Origin of the sequence: Tenacibaculum sp. L6 (assembly GCF_028823685.1) — a bacterium.
Classification (GTDB): Bacteria; Bacteroidota; Bacteroidia; order Flavobacteriales; family Flavobacteriaceae; genus Polaribacter.
Genome location: NZ_JAPEHZ010000049.1, coordinates 1 through 16038 on the forward strand (window position 1 = coordinate 1; position 16038 = coordinate 16038).

A 16038-nucleotide genomic window follows, 5' to 3' on the forward strand; every position below is an offset into this window, starting at 1 on the left:
CAAGAGATTTAAATCTCTTGGCTTTATAATAATTAAAAATAATTATTGAGAACGTCTTTTTAAAAGACTTTGGTTTTTTCTAGTTTAACATAGAAGCTCTTGCACCACCTGAAGCAAATAAAGCTCTCATTCTGTTACGCTGGCCATCAGTGAACATGTACATACAAGCATCATTTGTATAATCCATATAGTTCATAGTCATATCAGCAGATTTACAGCTAACATCTGGATACGTTGGACATCCGTAGTTTGAGGCATCAGAAGATGGAGTATCAGCTACGAAATCGTCTTGACGACATCTTCCATCTCCCCAAATGTGACGTAAATTTAAGTAATGACCAACTTCATGGGTTGCAGTTCTACCCATATTATATGGAGCAGAAGACCCTCCTGGTAAAGTTCCTGCTAATAACACTACTCCATCAGTAGCAGAGCTACCTCCTGGGAATTGAGCATATCCTAAAATTCCTCCACCTATTTCACACACCCAAATGTTTAAGTGAGTTGAAGGAGTAATTGGAGGATAAGCAGCTTTTACAGCATCGTTTGTTCCCCAAGAAGACTTAGGGTCGTCATGCCTAAAAGTACCTGCTAATGTAAATTGGATTCCTGTATTTGTTGCATCGTTAATAAAATCAGTAGCTCCTGAAGGAAGTTGGTTTGTGTTTGTACTACTAAAATCATCATTCAACACATTCATTTGTGCTTGAATTTGAGCGTTTGTAACACTACTTGCGTTTGGTAAAACAACGTGTACATACACAGGAATATTGATAGTACCTAATCCGTCTTCGATTGGTAAAACATCTACATCACCGCTTCCAGAACCACCTCCTGGTTTACCCTTAGCTGTTGTTAACTTTCTTGTAGCATACTCAATATCATACATTTTCTTGTATAATCCTGGGTTTTCTTTCACTTGCCTGTTTAAAACTCGCATTGAATGACATTGCTCGGTTCCTCCTTTGTGAGAAACTTCATCAGTTACTACATAGAAATCGCTCATGTCGATTGCTTCTTGTTCTAACGGAGCTTCGTCTTTAGAGGTTTCTTGACAACCTACTAAAACAGATGCAGCTACAGCCAGTGTTAAAAAAATTCTTTTCATGTTGTGAAAAATTAAAAAATTAGTTAAACAAAATGCCCTTAAGGCAATAAACTTGTTAAAAAACTCAAAGGAGAAGGTATCCTCAATCAAATTGTTAAATACCTATCACTTTGATAATTATTTGAAGGGGTTTTTAACGATATGCAATATATAATTTTTTTTCAATGCTAAAAAAAAGTTAAAAAAAAGTTAATTTCTTAGGTTTAATCACTTGGGACCCTCCATTTCTTAACAATATATAAATGTTAAAATTTAACAAAAACAATAAAAAAAACGTCAATTTTAAACAAATTCAATCATCAATAAGATAATTTTCAAGCTTTTAATATATGTTTTCAATAACACAAACACACAAATTTAAAATCATCTAAAAAACATATATTTACATTTAGTTTAAAAAAATAATTATGGAAAACTCATTTGAGCCAAAAGTGCTTGTAGCACAAGTTTCAGAAGCTGATAAGATAGCTTTTTACAAAAAAACATACACACACATTGCTGGTGGTGTATTGTTATTCGTTTTGTTTGAATATTTATTCTTGCAAAGTGCTACTATAGTAGAATTCGCCTTATCAATGACCCAAGGTTACAAGTGGTTATTGTTACTTGGTGGTTTTATGTTGGTAACCAGTTACGCTGAAAGTACCGCTTTAAAAACTTCGGATAAAAACTTGCAGTACCTAGCTTATTCAGGATATGTTTTTGCGCAAGCTTTTATTTTTATCCCTCTAATTTATATTGCCATTTCGTATACGAACAACTTTGATATTATAAAACAGGCAGGAATTGTAACACTTGCATTATTTGTTGGAATTTCTTCCATCGTATTTATTACTAAAAAAGATTTTTCTTTTATCAGAGCTGGATTATCAGTTGGGTTTTTTATCGCTATCGGATTAATTATTGCTGGAACCTTATTTGGATTTAACTTAGGATTATGGTTTTCAGTTGGAATGTGTGTATTGGCAGCTGGATCTATTTTATATCAAACTTCTAACTTAGTTCATAAATTTTCTACAGACGATTACATTCCTGCAGCATTAGGTTTATTTGCTTCGTTAATGCTATTATTCTGGTATGTATTACAGATATTTATGTCGAGAGACTAAAAATCAAAATATAATTACAAACAAAAAAAGCCTCCAATGGAGGCTTTTTTTAAATTATTATAATCTTTTAGCTTAACATCATCTGCGCTTTCTTAACCGCATTTACTAACACATCTACTTCCTCTTTAGTGTTGTAAAAAGCAAACGATGCTCTTACAGTACCAGGAATACAGTAAAATTCCATGATAGGCTGTGCACAATGGTGTCCTGTACGAACTGCTACACCCAATTTATCTAAAATTGCTCCAACATCATACGGATGAATTCCTTCTAAATTAAAAGAGATCACCGATGTTTTGTTCGTTGTTCCGTAGATTTTTAATCCGTCTATTCTTTCTAACTCTTGGGTTGCGTATGCTAACAATTCATTTTCTTGTTGTTGAATATTATCAAAACCAATCGAATTCATATAATCAATAGCTACTCCAAAAGCAATTCCCCCACAAATATTAGGAGTTCCTGCTTCAAACTTATGTGGTAGACCTGCATACGTAGTCTTTTCAAAAGTTACGGTTTCAATCATTTCTCCACCTCCTTGATATGGTGGTAATAATTGTAATAATTCTTCCTTTCCATACAACATCCCAACACCTGTTGGTCCACACATTTTATGTGCTGAAGCTACGTAAAAGTCAGCATCTAATGCTTGTACATCTGGTTTTATATGCGGAACAGCTTGAGCACCATCAATCAATACATACGCGCCAAACTTATGCGCTGCATGAATAATTTCTTTAATTGGATTGATAGTTCCCAATGCATTCGAAACATGATTACAAAAAACTAATTTAGTTTTTGGGTTTAACAATTCATGATATAAATCCATTCGTAACGAACCATCTTCATTCATTGGTATTACCTTTAAAATAGCTCCTGTTTTCTCACATAACATTTGCCAAGGCACAATATTAGAATGATGCTCTAAAGCCGAAACTAGTACCTCATCACCTTCTTGTAAAATCGCCGAAAAACCAGACGCTACAATGTTAATTCCGTGAGTGGTTCCTGAAGTTAGTATGATTTCATATGAATGCTTTGCATTAAAGTGTTTTTGAACTTTAATTCTTGCTTCTTCATATTTATCAGTTGCTTCTTGACTTAATGTATGTACTCCCCTGTGGATATTGGCATTATAATTAGAATAATAATCAACAATAGCGTCAATTACCACCTGTGGAGTTTGTGAAGTTGCTCCGTTATCTAAATACACTAATTTTTTTCCGTGTACTTCTCTATTTAAAATAGGAAAATCAGCTCGAATTTTATCTATACTAAACATGTAAAATATCAAATTTAGCACAAAGGTAGGGCTTGCTTTTCAAATACAATCATCAAACAATTAAATTCTTACATTTGCTTAAAACCACGTTTTATGAAAAGTTTTAAAAGAATCCTTTTACTCATTGTAATAGCCTTGGGTATCGCTATTTATTACAACTATCCGAAGCTAAATATCCTTGCTGGATACTCTGCCAAAAACACTGCTTCATCGATTTTTCTTGCTGGAAGAAGTTTAGAATTCACCGATGCTAACGATAATAACTTTTCTCCTATCAATGTAACTTCTGACGAAATTAATATTGAAGAAAAATCAGCAACAGGTTCAGTATACGGGCTACTAAAAAGAAAAGCTGTTTACAGAGAAGGACTAGGAGCTGTTTTGATTACAAATGATTTTGACATTACAAAACCGCAACCTACACCAAAACGCTCAACACCTGATAACAACACTCCATTTCCTTACGGAAACGCCGATCATAAAGACACAATTTTCTCTAATATTGACTATAAAAAACTTAACGAAACTATTGATACTATTTTTAATGATAGAAATCAAACTCGTTCGGTTATTGTAGTATACAAAGACAAAATTATTGCTGAAAAATACGATACTGGTTTTACCAAAGAATCGAAGCAATTAGGTTGGTCTATGACCAAAAGTATTACAGGTACTTTGTTCGGTATTTTAAAATGTAAAGGGAAAATTGATATTCAACAAAGCGATTTATTTCCAGAATGGGAAAGTGACGACCGTAAAGACATTACCATTCACAATTTATTACAAATGAATTCTGGCCTAGAATGGGAAGAAGATTACAATACCATTTCTGATGTTACAAAAATGTTGTTTTTAGAAAAAGACATGACTAAAGTTCAAATTAACAAACCTTTAGTAGGTAAACCCAACGAAACTTGGAATTATTCTTCTGGAACTTCAAATTTACTCTCTGGTATTTTACGAACAAAATTCAACACACAACAAGAATATCTTGATTTTTGGTATAGTGCTTTAATTGATAAAATTGGCATGAATTCTATGATAGTTGAAACCGATATGAGTAATCATTATGTAGGTTCATCTTATGCTTGGGCTACCACAAGAGACTGGGCTAAGTTTGGATTATTATACCTACACAACGGTGAGTGGAACGGTGAGCACCTTTTTGATGAAGATTGGGTTGATTATGCTACAAACCCTACACCAACCTCTGATGGTTCTTACGGAGCACAAATTTGGTTAAACGCTGGCGGAAAATTTCCTGATGCTCCTAAAAATATGTATTCTTTTAACGGCTATAAAGGTCAAAATGTATTTATTTTGCCTGATCAAGATTTGGTGGTAGTTCGTACCGGACTTACCAAAAATGCAGATGTAAACTCCTTGTTAAAAGGAATTGTAAATTCTATTAAACATTAAAACATGAACCCTATTTATTATGTGCTTTCTATAAACGGAGTGCTTTTTTTATTCAGTATTATTTTTCACTTTTTTCCACCAAAAAAAATCAACGCGATTTACGGTTATCGCACTAATAAAACCATGAAGAATGACACTGTTTGGCAATTTGCTAATACATTTTTTACCAAAGAGTTTATGAAATATTCAGCAATTTCGTTAGTTGCAGCTTTAGTTTTAGCTTACTTATCGAAAGAATTAACATGGCAGCCAATGGCAATTATGTTATTGTCTTTAGCTGTATCAGTAATAAAAACAGAACAAGAGATTAACAAGAATTTTGACGAAGACGGAAATAAAAAATAAAACTAAATTCTACTATAAACTAAAAGACCTTGATGTTAAGCTTAACATCAAGGTCTTTTTACTTATGAACTTTTTAATAACCTCCTATTTATACTCTTCTTTTAAAAGAGTAATATCATCGATTATTTTTTGCATGTTTTCCTTTTTTGTTCCGTCATACGAACCTCTAATACGCCCTTCTTTATCTATTAAAACAAAGTTTTCGGTATGAACCCAATCACTCTCTCCTCCATCACCTTCATCTAACACAGCAAAATAATGCTTACGTGCTAAGTTGTAAATATGCTTTTTTTCACCTGTAGTTACATTCCATTTTCCATCAATCACACCTTTTTCATCGGCATACTTTCGTAATTGTGGTACACTATCCATAACTGGAGTTACAGAATGCGATAAAAACATAATATCATCATCATTTTTGTAATGCTCTTGCAATTCACTCATGTTATATGCCATCGCAATACATATGGTTTGACAACGGGTAAAAAAGAAATCAGCTATGTATATTTTATCTTTATAATCGGCATTGGTAATTGTATCACCATTTTGGTTAATCAAAGTAAATTCTCCTACTTTATGATTCTTCGTTCTATTTCTTACAGAAGCATCAACTAATTTTGGATTGATGTCTGCCGGATTGTAAATAGGTAATTTAGTATCAACTTTTACTAAATGATAAAATACAGGAACAACAATTGCACTAAAAACAAGTATAAAAATTAGGGTGCTTTTTGATTTTTTGAAGAATTTAATATCCACAGTACTAAAATTTTCTACAAAAATACGACTAAAAACACGGGCTTTAATGCAGCAACCGTAAAAAGTTTGTTAAAACAAAAGCGCAAGTCTATTACAAACTTTTAGAACTGTACTGAAAAACGTACATTTGTCAGATTTAAAATTTAGACAACACCTTTTATGGAAATATTAATAAAAGCATCTCAATTTATTTTAAGCTTATCGCTCTTAATTGTTTTACACGAATTAGGGCACTTTATTCCAGCTAAATTATTTAAAACCCGTGTAGAAAAATTCTATTTATTTTTCGATTACAAATTCTCTTTATTTAAAAAGAAAATCGGTGATACAGTATATGGTATTGGTTGGATTCCGTTAGGAGGTTATGTAAAAATTGCTGGTATGATCGACGAAAGTATGGATACCGAGCAAATGAAACAACCTGCACAACCTTGGGAGTTTCGTTCTAAACCAGCATGGCAACGTTTAATTATTATGTTAGGCGGGGTTTTTGTAAACTTCGTTTTAGGTATTTTAATATACATCTGTTTGATGTGGGCTTATGGTGAGAAATACTTGCCAAACGAAAGCTTAAAAGATGGTGTTTGGGTTCAAGATCAATTAGGAAAAGACTTAGGTTTAGAAACAGGAGATAAAATTTTAACTATTGACGGTCAAAAAATTGAAAAATTTAGAGAGCTTCCCTTAGAATTTATCAACGGGCATAATTATACTATAGAAAGAAATGGAACCGTTCTAGAAAAAGAAATTCCTACCGATTTTATTTCTAAATTAGTTGATAGAAGTAAAGATGCTGGTGCTTTTCTAAGCTACAGAACACCTTTTGTAATAGGACAAGTTCCTGAAGATTCTCCAAATAACAAAAGTGGATTAAAAAAGACAGATATTATAACTTCTATTAATGGAACACCAATAACCTATTTTGATCAAGCTCAAGTTGAACTAGATAAAAATAAAGGTCAAGATGTAACTATTACCGTTAAAAGAGATAACCAAAATGTGAGCCTTCCTGTAAAAGTTACTGAAGAAGGAAAATTAGGTGTTGTTATTGCTATTTTATCTTTACCAGATTTAGAAAAGTTAGGATATTACACCTTAGCTGAAAGAAGTTATTCTTTTGGAGAAGCTATTCCTGCAGGAACAAACAAAGCTTGGACAACCCTAACTAACTATATTAAGCAAATGAAAAAGATTTTAAATCCGAGTACAGGTGCTTACAAAGGTTTAGGAGGATTTATTTCTATCGGAAGTATATTTCCTTCTGAATTTAGCTGGGAAACATTCTGGAACATTACAGCGTTCTTATCAATCATGTTAGGTTTTATGAATTTATTACCAATTCCTGCGTTAGATGGTGGTCACGTTGTATTTACTTTATGGGAAATGATTACTGGCAAAAAACCAGGTGATAAGTTTTTAGAATATGCTCAAATCACAGGATTTATCTTATTAATAGCACTACTACTATTTGCTAACGGAAATGATATTTTCAGGTTATTCAAATAACCTTTGAAACTACATAATAAAAAAGCATCGTACTAAGTACGATGCTTTTTTTATTGATCTATATTTTCTGTAATAATTACTTATTCATGTTCTCTGCTGCGCGACGTTCTAACTCTGCTTGAAACTCTTCCATTACAGGTTTTACCGTACTTTCTGGTATATCTGCTACTTTAATATACATTAATCCATCAATTGCATTATTAAACTTCGGATCTACATTAAAAGCTACTAATCGTGCATTTTGTTTTACGTACTTCTTAATTAACACAGGAATACGTAATTCTCCTGGTTCTAGCTCATCAATAAGTTTATCAAACTTTTGCATATCTGCCTCTGTAGCATCAAAAACAAAATCTTTATCGGCATCTTTCAGCTTCACCTTAAACTCTTTCTTCGGATGAATGTATTGCGCCACATATGGGTCGTAATAATGCGACTTCATAAACTCAATCATCAACGATTTAGAAAACTCAGAAAATTGGTTACTAATACTTACTCCTCCCATTAAATATTTATGTTCTGGATATCGTAACGTAACATGTACTATACCTTTCCACAACAAGAATAGCGGCATTGGCTTTTGTTGATATTCTTTAATGATAAAAGCACGTCCCATTTCAATGGTTTTTTCCATCATTGGGTATAACTCAGGTTCAATTCTAAACAACGTGTGAATGTAAAAACCATTTACACCATGCTTTTTAAAGATATCTTTTCCTAAGCCCATTCTATAAGCTCCAACCAACTTCTTTTGGTCATTATCCCATAAAAATAAATGGTGATAATACTTATCAAATCTGTCTAAATCTATCGGCTTGTTGGTTCCTTCTCCAACCTCTCTAAAGGTAATTTCGCGCAAACGACCTACTTCATGTAAAATATTAGGAATCTCTTTTGCGGTTGCAAAAAACACCTCATAATTTTTACTTTCTAATAACCTACTTCCCTTCTCACGTAAAGCATCTACTTCTTTTTCAAATAACTCTGGTGATTTTTGAGAAGTAATATTTTTGGCTTTCTTCGGAATTTTAAGGTTTTGTGTTGATAAAATCTTTTGAGAAGCTTTCTCATACGGATTTGCCAACATATACGTTTTTCTACGTAAAAACTGGTAAAATTCTGGGATTTCAGGATAAGCATCTTGATCTTTTACTGAAATTGGTTTTCCAATCCTTACTTTTATAACCCTATTTTTTTGAGATAATAATTCCGATGGAAGTTTTGCTGTTCTTAAGGTATCACTAATTTTAGATAGCGTATAAAACAACTGACTGTTTTTAGCGTGAAAATAAATAGGAATTACTGGTACCTTCGCTTTTTTTATCAAACGAACAGCTCCTTGCTCCCACTCTTTATCAACCATTAACTTTCCATCACGATAGGTAGATACTTCTCCTGCTGGAAAAAGTCCTAATGGCTTTCCTTCTCTTAAATGTAATAAGGCATTTTTAATTCCTGATACACTCGATTTTGCATCCTTATGATTTTCAAAAGGATTTACGGGCATTACATAAGGCTTTAAAGGCTCTATTCTGTGTAATAAAAAGTTAGCGATTATCTTATAATCTGTTCTATGTTCTAATAAAAGCTTTAATAATAAGATACCATCAATCCCTCCTAACGGATGATTAGAAATGGTAATAAACGGTCCTTCTTTAGGAATACGTTTTAAATCTTCTTCAGGAATTTCAAACTCTATCTGAAACTCATCAAGCAAACCATTTAAAAAAGATAAATCCTTTTTATGCTTGTGCTTGTTATAAACTTCATTAGCTTTTGAAATTCGTAGAACTTTCATCAGCAACCATCCTGAAAACGTTCCGAAAACCCCGAACTTATCAGCTCCTATTGCTTTTGCAACTTCTTTAGGTGTTACTAATCCCATACACAGTTATCAATTGACATAACTGCAAATATAAATCATTTTTTGCTAGCTTTAAACGTTTTCTTGAATCACTAATTGCGCCGTTTCAGTATTAATCTGACGAATGATTGATTTTCCTCGCTTTCTAATAGTTTCTATGGCTTCATCATCAAAATGACGAATGGTAAATAACGTAGTATCTTCATAAGCTTTAATCTTATACGCTCCTTTTAAATCATTATAAAAGTCTTTAAAATGATTGTACTTATCTTCGATACAAACAGAAAAACTAATAGCAGAATTTTGAATTAAGTTTACCTTTAATTTGTATTCGTGTAATTTTTTAAAAACATCACTAATATTATCTTCCACCATAAAAGAAAAATCTTTTGCAGAGATTGCTACTAAAATTTGATTTTTCTTTACAATGTAACACGGTATTTCTGGAGTTATTTTCTTTCCTCTACCAACACAAGTTCCCGATTTTGTAACGTCTTCAAATGAGCGTACATATAATGGAATGTTCTTTTGTTCTAAAGGTTGAATCGTTTTTGGATGAATTACCGAGGCTCCATAAAATGCCATTTCTATCGCTTCGGTATATGAAATTTCTTCTAACAAAGCTGTTTCTGAAAACACTCTAGGATCAGCATTCAACACCCCTTCAACATCTTTCCAAATAGTAACACTATCGGCATCTAAACAATATGCAAAAATACCTGCGGTATAATCAGAACCTTCTCTACCCAACGTTGTAGTTTGTTCTCCAAAACCTCCTAAAAAACCTTGAGTAATATTTAATTGAGAAACATCAACTTTATCGTGAATTTGTTGTTGAGTTTGTTCCCAATCAATCTTTGCATCTCGATAATTACCATCGGTTTTAATCAATTCTCTTACATCTAACCATTGATTGTTAACTCCTATTTCAGACAAATATGCACTTACAATAGTTGTGGATAACAATTCACCAAAACCAACTATTTGATCATAAACAAAATTGTAATCTTTTGAAGTGTTTCTCGCCATAAATCCGCTTAACTCTCCAAATAAATAATTGATCTTGGTATAAACTTCATGGTTTTGACTGAATAAATCATCCATCATTTGTTGATGAAAACTTTCTATAAAACTTAAAGCCTCTTTAAGATCTTCCTTTTTATAAAAATAACTATCAACCACACGTTCAAACGCGTTAGTCATTTTTCCCATGGCAGAAATTACTACCAAAGTATTTTCTGTACCTTCATGTTGCAATACTTGTGCAACATTTTTTACTCCATTAGCATCTTTTACCGATGCTCCTCCAAACTTAAATATTCTCATTACAAAATTGTTGTAAGCTTTGTTCATTCATATGACATACTCTCCACTCTTCGTATACTGTTGCTCCTGTTCCTTTATAAAAATCTACAGCACCAGTATTCCAATCTAAAACTTCCCAAGCTACCCTTTTACACCCATTTTCATAAGCATATTTTAATACTGAAGTGTACAGTGCTTTTCCTGCACCTATACCTCTTTTAGATTGGGTTACCATTAAATCTTCTAAGTGAATTGCTTTTCCTTTCCATGTAGAATAGCGTTCATAAAACAATGCCATTCCTATAATTTTATTATCCTCTTCTGCCACAAAAGTTTTGAACTTTGGGCTATCAGAAAAACCATCTTTTATAATGTCTTCAACTGTAACCTCAACCGCATCCGGTTCTTTTTCAAAAACAGCTAATTCAATAATTAAATCTAATATAGCTTGAGCATCTTTTTGCTCTCCTGGTCTGATAATAAAACTCATTTCTTACTTTTTTGGGTAAAGATACTTCTCTTAAAACTTTCTGATAAAACAAATGAAAAATTAAAACACATCATATTTTTTTGTTGAAAATTTTAAAATACTAAATAAAAGTTGGCATCTTTGTACGCACAACACAAAAATTTGACATGAGTAACAAGCATATGACGCTGGGTGAGTTTATCATCAGCAAACAAAAAGACTTTAAGTATTCTTCTGGTGAATTATCTCGTTTAATAAATTCTATTCGTCTTGCTGCCAAAGTGGTAAATCACGAAATTAGAAAAGCAGGATTGGTAGATATTACTGGAGCTGCTGGAGATATTAATGTACAAGGTGAAGCACAGCAAAAATTAGATGTTTTAGCTAATGATTTATTCAAACAAACACTAATTAACCGTGAAATTGTTTGTGGTATTGCTAGTGAAGAAGAAGATGACTTTGTAATTGTTGAAGGAAGTAATAAAGCTAACGAAAACAAATATGTTTTATTGATGGATCCTCTAGACGGATCATCTAACATTGATGTAAACGTATCTGTTGGAACTATTTTCTCTATTTATCGAAGAATTTCTCCTGTTGGAACTCCTGTTACTAAAGAAGATTTCTTACAAAAAGGTAGCGAGCAAGTAGCTGCTGGTTATGTTGCATACGGTACCTCAACTATGTTAGTTTTCACTACCGGTAATGGCGTAAACGGATTTACGTTAAATCCAGCAATCGGAACTTTTTACTTATCACACCCTAACATGCAATTCCCAGAAATTGGTAGAATCTACTCAGTAAGCGAAGGTTATTTTACACATTTCCAAGAAGGAATGAAACGTTTCTTAATTCACTGTAAAGAATTAAATGAGGCTGATAACCGTCCGTACACAGCGCGTTACATCGGATCATTAGTATCAGACTTCCATAGAAACATGATTAAAGGTGGTGTATATATTTATCCTGCTACAGCGATAACTCCAAAAGGAAAACTACGTTTATTATACGAATGTAACCCTATGGCTTTTATTTGTGAACAAGCAGGTGGTAAAGCTTCTGACGGATTTACACGTATCATGGATATTAAACCAACAGAATTACATCAACGCGTTCCTTTTTACTGCGGAAGTATACAAATGGTAGAAAAAGCAGAAGAATTTATGAGTGAGTTTTCTTCAGAAGATAAACCGACTTATTAAAGAATAGTTATTATTTATACCCAAATAAATTATCCATAAGGCAAACAGTTGTTTGCCTTATTTTTTTGGGTTAAATTTACATTCAGAAAAACGAAAAATTTAACCTATTTAAAAACAAATAATTATGGCTTTCGAATTACCAGAATTAGGATACGCTTACGACGCTTTAGAACCAAATATAGATGCTAGAACTATGGAAATTCACCATAGTAAGCACCACCAAGGATATACAAACAACTTAAACAATGCTATTGCAGGTACTGATTTAGAAGGAAAATCTATCGAAGATATCTTAACGAATTTAGATATGAGCAATGCTGCTGTACGTAACAACGGAGGTGGATTTTATAACCACTCTTTATTCTGGACAGTAATGAACCCAGAAGATAGAGGTTATTTATCTGGAGAATTAAAAGATGCTATCGAAGCTGAATTTGGATCGAAAGAAGCATTTATAGATGCTTTCTCTAAAGCAGCTGCTACACAATTTGGTTCAGGATGGGCTTGGTTATGTGTACACAAAGGAGGAAAAGTAGAAGTTTGCTCTACTCCAAACCAAGACAACCCATTAATGCCAGGTGTTACTTGTGGCGGAACTCCTATTTTAGGATTAGATGTTTGGGAACACGCTTACTACTTAAACTATCAAAACCGTCGTCCTGATTACATTGAAGCTTTCTTTAAAGTAATCAACTGGAACGAAGTAGAAAGAAGATATGCAGCAGCTAAATAATTTTAGTGTTTGTATAATAAAAAAATCCGAAGTGCTTACACTTCGGATTTTTTTATTAGTATGTTTTTACCATTTACCTTTAAGCCTAAAAGTAAAACACTCTTTTATCTATTCAATGCTTGCTCTAAATCAGCTAATAAATCATCAATATCCTCAACCCCAACACTTAAACGAATTAAAGAATCGGTAATTCCTATTTTTAAACGTTCCGCTTCTGGAATTGAAGCATGGGTCATTGTTACTGGATGACTCACTAAACTTTCTACACCTCCCAACGATTCTGCTAACGTAAAAATTTTAGTGTTTTCTAAAAAGGTTAAGGCTGCCTGTTTACTCTCATCTTTTAGTCGAAAAGAAACCATTCCTCCAAAATCATCCATTTGTTTTTTAGCTATTTCATAACTTGGATGACTCTCTAAACCTGGGTAAAACACCTCTCTTACTTTAGGGTGATTTACTAAATATTCAGCAACAGCTTTCCCGTTTTCGCAATGACGCTGCATACGCAAATGCAAAGTTTTTACTCCACGAAGTGCTAAAAAAGAATCCATCGGTCCTGCAATAGCACCTGCAGCAAACTGTATAAAATGTAATTCTTCAGCTAATTGAGCATCTTTAACCATTAAAGCTCCCATCACCAAATCGGAATGTCCTCCTAAATATTTAGTAGCTGAGTGCATTACAATATCAACTCCTAAATCTAACGCCGGACGCTGTAAATAGGGGGTTGCAAATGTATTATCAACCGCCACTAAAATATCTGCTCTTTTGTTTTTTACAGCTTTGGTAATTTCTTCTATATCCGCAATTTTCATTAACGGATTTGTTGGAGTTTCTATCCAAATTAATTTTGTGTTTTCAGAAATTGCATTAGTTACGTTCGATACCTCATCCATATCAACAAATTGAAATTTCAATCCGTTTTTTTGAAACAATCTTGTGAACAGGCGATAGCTTCCTCCATAAATATCATCACCAGCAATAACCTCATCACCTGGCTTTAAAGTACGCAATACACTATCGATTGCAGCTAAACCTGAAGAAAAAGCAAATCCGTGAGTTCCATTTTCAAGAGCTGCAAAAGCTTTTTCTAAAGCCGTACGAGTTGGATTGGCTGCACGTGAATACGCATATCCTTTATTCACTCCCGGACTTGATTGCGCATAGGTAGATGTTTGAAATATAGGTGGCATTACCGCTCCTGTAGCTTCTTCGTGCTCTTGTCCTCCGTGTATGGTTTTGGTATTGAACTTCATCTATCGATATTTATTATTTTCTTCAGAGTTAAGCAGGTATTACACCAACTTCGTCAAAGTCATGATAATACCTAAATGCATTCCTTCATGTAAGTTATTAAATGCAATGGCACTTTCAATAGAATCGATTACAAAACCTGTACTAGTTTCATATTCTTCGTATTCTGTAAAAATTCCTGCTTCAAAATCTTCTTGTAAAGTATCTGGCAAACCAAGTAATAATTCTTTTACTTCTTCAAATTCTTCTTCTGTAAATTCTTTCGTTGGAAAAGTTCCTTTTCTATATTCTTCAATTAATTCATCTGGTGCTAAACAATTCAATCCAGATAATTTATAGTGTAATAACTGTTGTGTTACTACTAAATGAGCTACATTCCATGCAATATTATTATTAAAACCTTCAGGAATTGTATGTAATTGCCCTGTTGTTAAACCTTCTATTCTTTTTAAAACTAATTCTCTTGATCTTTTTAAAACTTCAAATTGTTTGTTCATTTTTCTACTTATTTTAGCTATTTCAAAGATACCTATTTAACCATGAAAACTTGTGTTGAGTATTTATTATTTAATGGTTAAAATCTAACACCTTAAAAACATAACACGATGAAGAAAGTTTATTTTTTACAAACTTGTGATACTTGCCGAAGAATCTTAAAAGAAGTAAATATTGACGGATTTGAAAAACAAGAAATAAAAACCCAACCAATTACAGTTGCTCAGTTAGAAGAAATGCGTGCTATGACTGATAGCTATGAGAGTTTATTTAACAAAAGAGCAAAACTTTACAAAGAAATGGATTTGAAAAATCAAAATGTTACTGAAGCTGATTATCGCCAGTACATTTTAAATGAATATACCTTTTTAAAGCGTCCCGTTTTTATCGTTGAAGACCAAATTTTTATTGGAAACAGTAAAAAAGTAGTAGAAAGCTTAAAAGCTACACTTAACTAAATAAAAACTCCGACAAAAATTGTCGGAGTTTCTATATAACAAGGTTAGTTCTCCAGGGTTCCCTTCGACTTCACTCAGGGAAATCAGAAGTATTTTAATTTGAAGCTATGCTTTTATTTTTTGTAGATGCTTCTACCATAGCTGATAATTCATCCATAGTAAGATTGGTTTTAATCCCAAGTAAAACTAACTCATCTGTATTATCATGAACATTTACAATAATTTCTTTAATACGATCTTTGCTTTCTCTAAAATACACCGTAACTCTTTCTTTACCATCTTTTACTCTAACTAAAGTCTTTAATTTGTTTTTTCTAGCAAATTTTTGAAAGTCTTTTTGAACAGAAGACATGTTATTGTTAAAAACCATTATTTTATAGTTTTTAGATTTCTTTAAAAACACTCCAAACTCATCAGTATCTTCATCAGAAATGAACATATTAGCAAAGAAACTAGGAATGTTTAACGATACCTCAGCTCTATCTTTATTAGATTGATAAAATTCTTTAAAATTTTGTTCTTGTGCAAAAGCAGTAGTTAATACAAAAAGGCTAAAAAAGGTGATTACAATTCGTCTCATAATAGTAGTTGTTTTAAAATGAAGACGATAATCTTTGAAGTTTGTTACAAATAAAAAAGTCTTAACTAAAAGATAGTTAAGACTTTTGTTGGCCCACAAGGACTCGAACCTTGAATATCGGTACCAAAAACCGGTGTGTTACCATTACACCAT

At 32.6% G+C, this 16038-nt stretch carries 16 protein-coding genes; 7 read left to right on the forward strand and 9 right to left on the reverse strand.

What is annotated here, in order from left to right:
* Positions 1 to 79 precede the first annotated feature (79 nt).
* Entirely contained in the window at positions 80 to 1108 is a 1029-nt protein-coding gene (locus OU788_RS09245) for a zinc metalloprotease (RefSeq protein ID WP_274634913.1), read from the reverse strand.
* Positions 1109 to 1515: 407 nt separating this feature from the next.
* On the opposite strand from OU788_RS09245, the gene OU788_RS09250 reads away from it, so the two are divergent.
* Positions 1516 to 2217, forward strand: coding sequence for a Bax inhibitor-1/YccA family protein (locus OU788_RS09250; RefSeq protein ID WP_274634914.1), 702 nt, complete (start codon positions 1516 to 1518; stop codon positions 2215 to 2217).
* Positions 2218 to 2284: 67 nt separating this feature from the next.
* Here the strand turns inward: OU788_RS09250 and OU788_RS09255 are convergent, their stop codons facing one another.
* On the reverse strand, positions 2285 to 3496 hold the full coding sequence (locus OU788_RS09255; protein WP_274634915.1) for an aminotransferase class V-fold PLP-dependent enzyme: 1212 nt from the start codon (positions 3494 to 3496) through the stop codon (positions 2285 to 2287).
* A gap of 93 nt (positions 3497 to 3589) precedes the next feature.
* Here OU788_RS09255 and OU788_RS09260 point away from each other — a divergent pair, with 93 nt between their 5' ends.
* The gene (locus OU788_RS09260; protein WP_274634916.1) at positions 3590 to 4915 is read left to right on the forward strand and encodes a serine hydrolase domain-containing protein; all 1326 of its coding nucleotides are present in this window, start codon (positions 3590 to 3592) and stop codon (positions 4913 to 4915) included.
* A 3-nt stretch (positions 4916 to 4918) separates the two neighbouring features.
* Positions 4919 to 5260 carry an SdpI family protein gene (locus OU788_RS09265; protein WP_274634917.1) on the forward strand — a complete coding sequence of 114 codons (342 nt, stop codon included), beginning with the start codon at positions 4919 to 4921 and terminating at the stop codon, positions 5258 to 5260.
* A gap of 84 nt (positions 5261 to 5344) precedes the next feature.
* On the opposite strand, the gene OU788_RS09270 is transcribed toward OU788_RS09265, so the two are convergent.
* Positions 5345 to 6019, reverse strand: a complete 675-nt coding sequence (locus OU788_RS09270) for an SCO family protein (protein WP_274634918.1) — start codon at positions 6017 to 6019, stop codon at positions 5345 to 5347.
* A 159-nt stretch (positions 6020 to 6178) separates the two neighbouring features.
* On the opposite strand from OU788_RS09270, the gene rseP reads away from it, so the two are divergent.
* Complete coding sequence (gene rseP, locus OU788_RS09275; RefSeq protein ID WP_274634919.1) at positions 6179 to 7525, forward strand: RIP metalloprotease RseP; 1347 nt, start codon at positions 6179 to 6181, stop codon at positions 7523 to 7525.
* Positions 7526 to 7601: 76 nt separating this feature from the next.
* Here the strand turns inward: rseP and OU788_RS09280 are convergent, their stop codons facing one another.
* From OU788_RS09280 to OU788_RS09290, 3 genes are read right to left on the reverse strand one after another with little or no spacing between them, the layout of a single operon-like run.
* Positions 7602 to 9410 (reverse strand): lysophospholipid acyltransferase family protein, encoded by a 1809-nt coding sequence (locus OU788_RS09280; RefSeq protein ID WP_274634920.1) that lies wholly within the window; start codon positions 9408 to 9410, stop codon positions 7602 to 7604.
* Between the two features lie 51 nt (positions 9411 to 9461).
* Positions 9462 to 10715 (reverse strand): aspartate kinase, encoded by a 1254-nt coding sequence (locus OU788_RS09285; RefSeq protein ID WP_274634921.1) that lies wholly within the window; start codon positions 10713 to 10715, stop codon positions 9462 to 9464.
* Positions 10702 to 11184 (reverse strand): GNAT family N-acetyltransferase, encoded by a 483-nt coding sequence (locus tag OU788_RS09290; RefSeq protein ID WP_274634922.1) that lies wholly within the window; start codon positions 11182 to 11184, stop codon positions 10702 to 10704. The genes OU788_RS09285 and OU788_RS09290 overlap by 14 nt, the downstream gene beginning before the upstream one ends.
* Before the next feature lie 146 nt (positions 11185 to 11330).
* On the opposite strand from OU788_RS09290, the gene fbp reads away from it, so the two are divergent.
* Entirely contained in the window at positions 11331 to 12365 is a 1035-nt protein-coding gene (gene fbp, locus OU788_RS09295; RefSeq protein ID WP_274634923.1) for a class 1 fructose-bisphosphatase, read from the forward strand.
* A gap of 124 nt (positions 12366 to 12489) precedes the next feature.
* On the forward strand, positions 12490 to 13098 hold the full coding sequence (locus OU788_RS09300) for a superoxide dismutase (protein WP_274634924.1): 609 nt from the start codon (positions 12490 to 12492) through the stop codon (positions 13096 to 13098).
* Positions 13099 to 13202: 104 nt separating this feature from the next.
* Here OU788_RS09300 and OU788_RS09305 read toward each other — a convergent pair whose 3' ends face one another.
* Together OU788_RS09305 and OU788_RS09310 are read right to left on the reverse strand one after the other, a co-directional pair.
* Complete coding sequence (locus OU788_RS09305; protein ID WP_274634925.1) at positions 13203 to 14354, reverse strand: cystathionine gamma-synthase; 1152 nt, start codon at positions 14352 to 14354, stop codon at positions 13203 to 13205.
* Positions 14355 to 14393: 39 nt separating this feature from the next.
* Positions 14394 to 14849, reverse strand: coding sequence for a DinB family protein (locus OU788_RS09310; RefSeq protein WP_274634926.1), 456 nt, complete (start codon positions 14847 to 14849; stop codon positions 14394 to 14396).
* A gap of 108 nt (positions 14850 to 14957) precedes the next feature.
* Here OU788_RS09310 and OU788_RS09315 point away from each other — a divergent pair, with 108 nt between their 5' ends.
* The gene (locus tag OU788_RS09315) at positions 14958 to 15305 is read left to right on the forward strand and encodes an arsenate reductase family protein (RefSeq protein ID WP_274634927.1); all 348 of its coding nucleotides are present in this window, start codon (positions 14958 to 14960) and stop codon (positions 15303 to 15305) included.
* A 94-nt stretch (positions 15306 to 15399) separates the two neighbouring features.
* On the opposite strand, the gene OU788_RS09320 is transcribed toward OU788_RS09315, so the two are convergent.
* Complete coding sequence (locus tag OU788_RS09320; RefSeq protein WP_274634928.1) at positions 15400 to 15885, reverse strand: DUF4252 domain-containing protein; 486 nt, start codon at positions 15883 to 15885, stop codon at positions 15400 to 15402.
* Positions 15886 to 16038 lie beyond the last annotated feature (153 nt).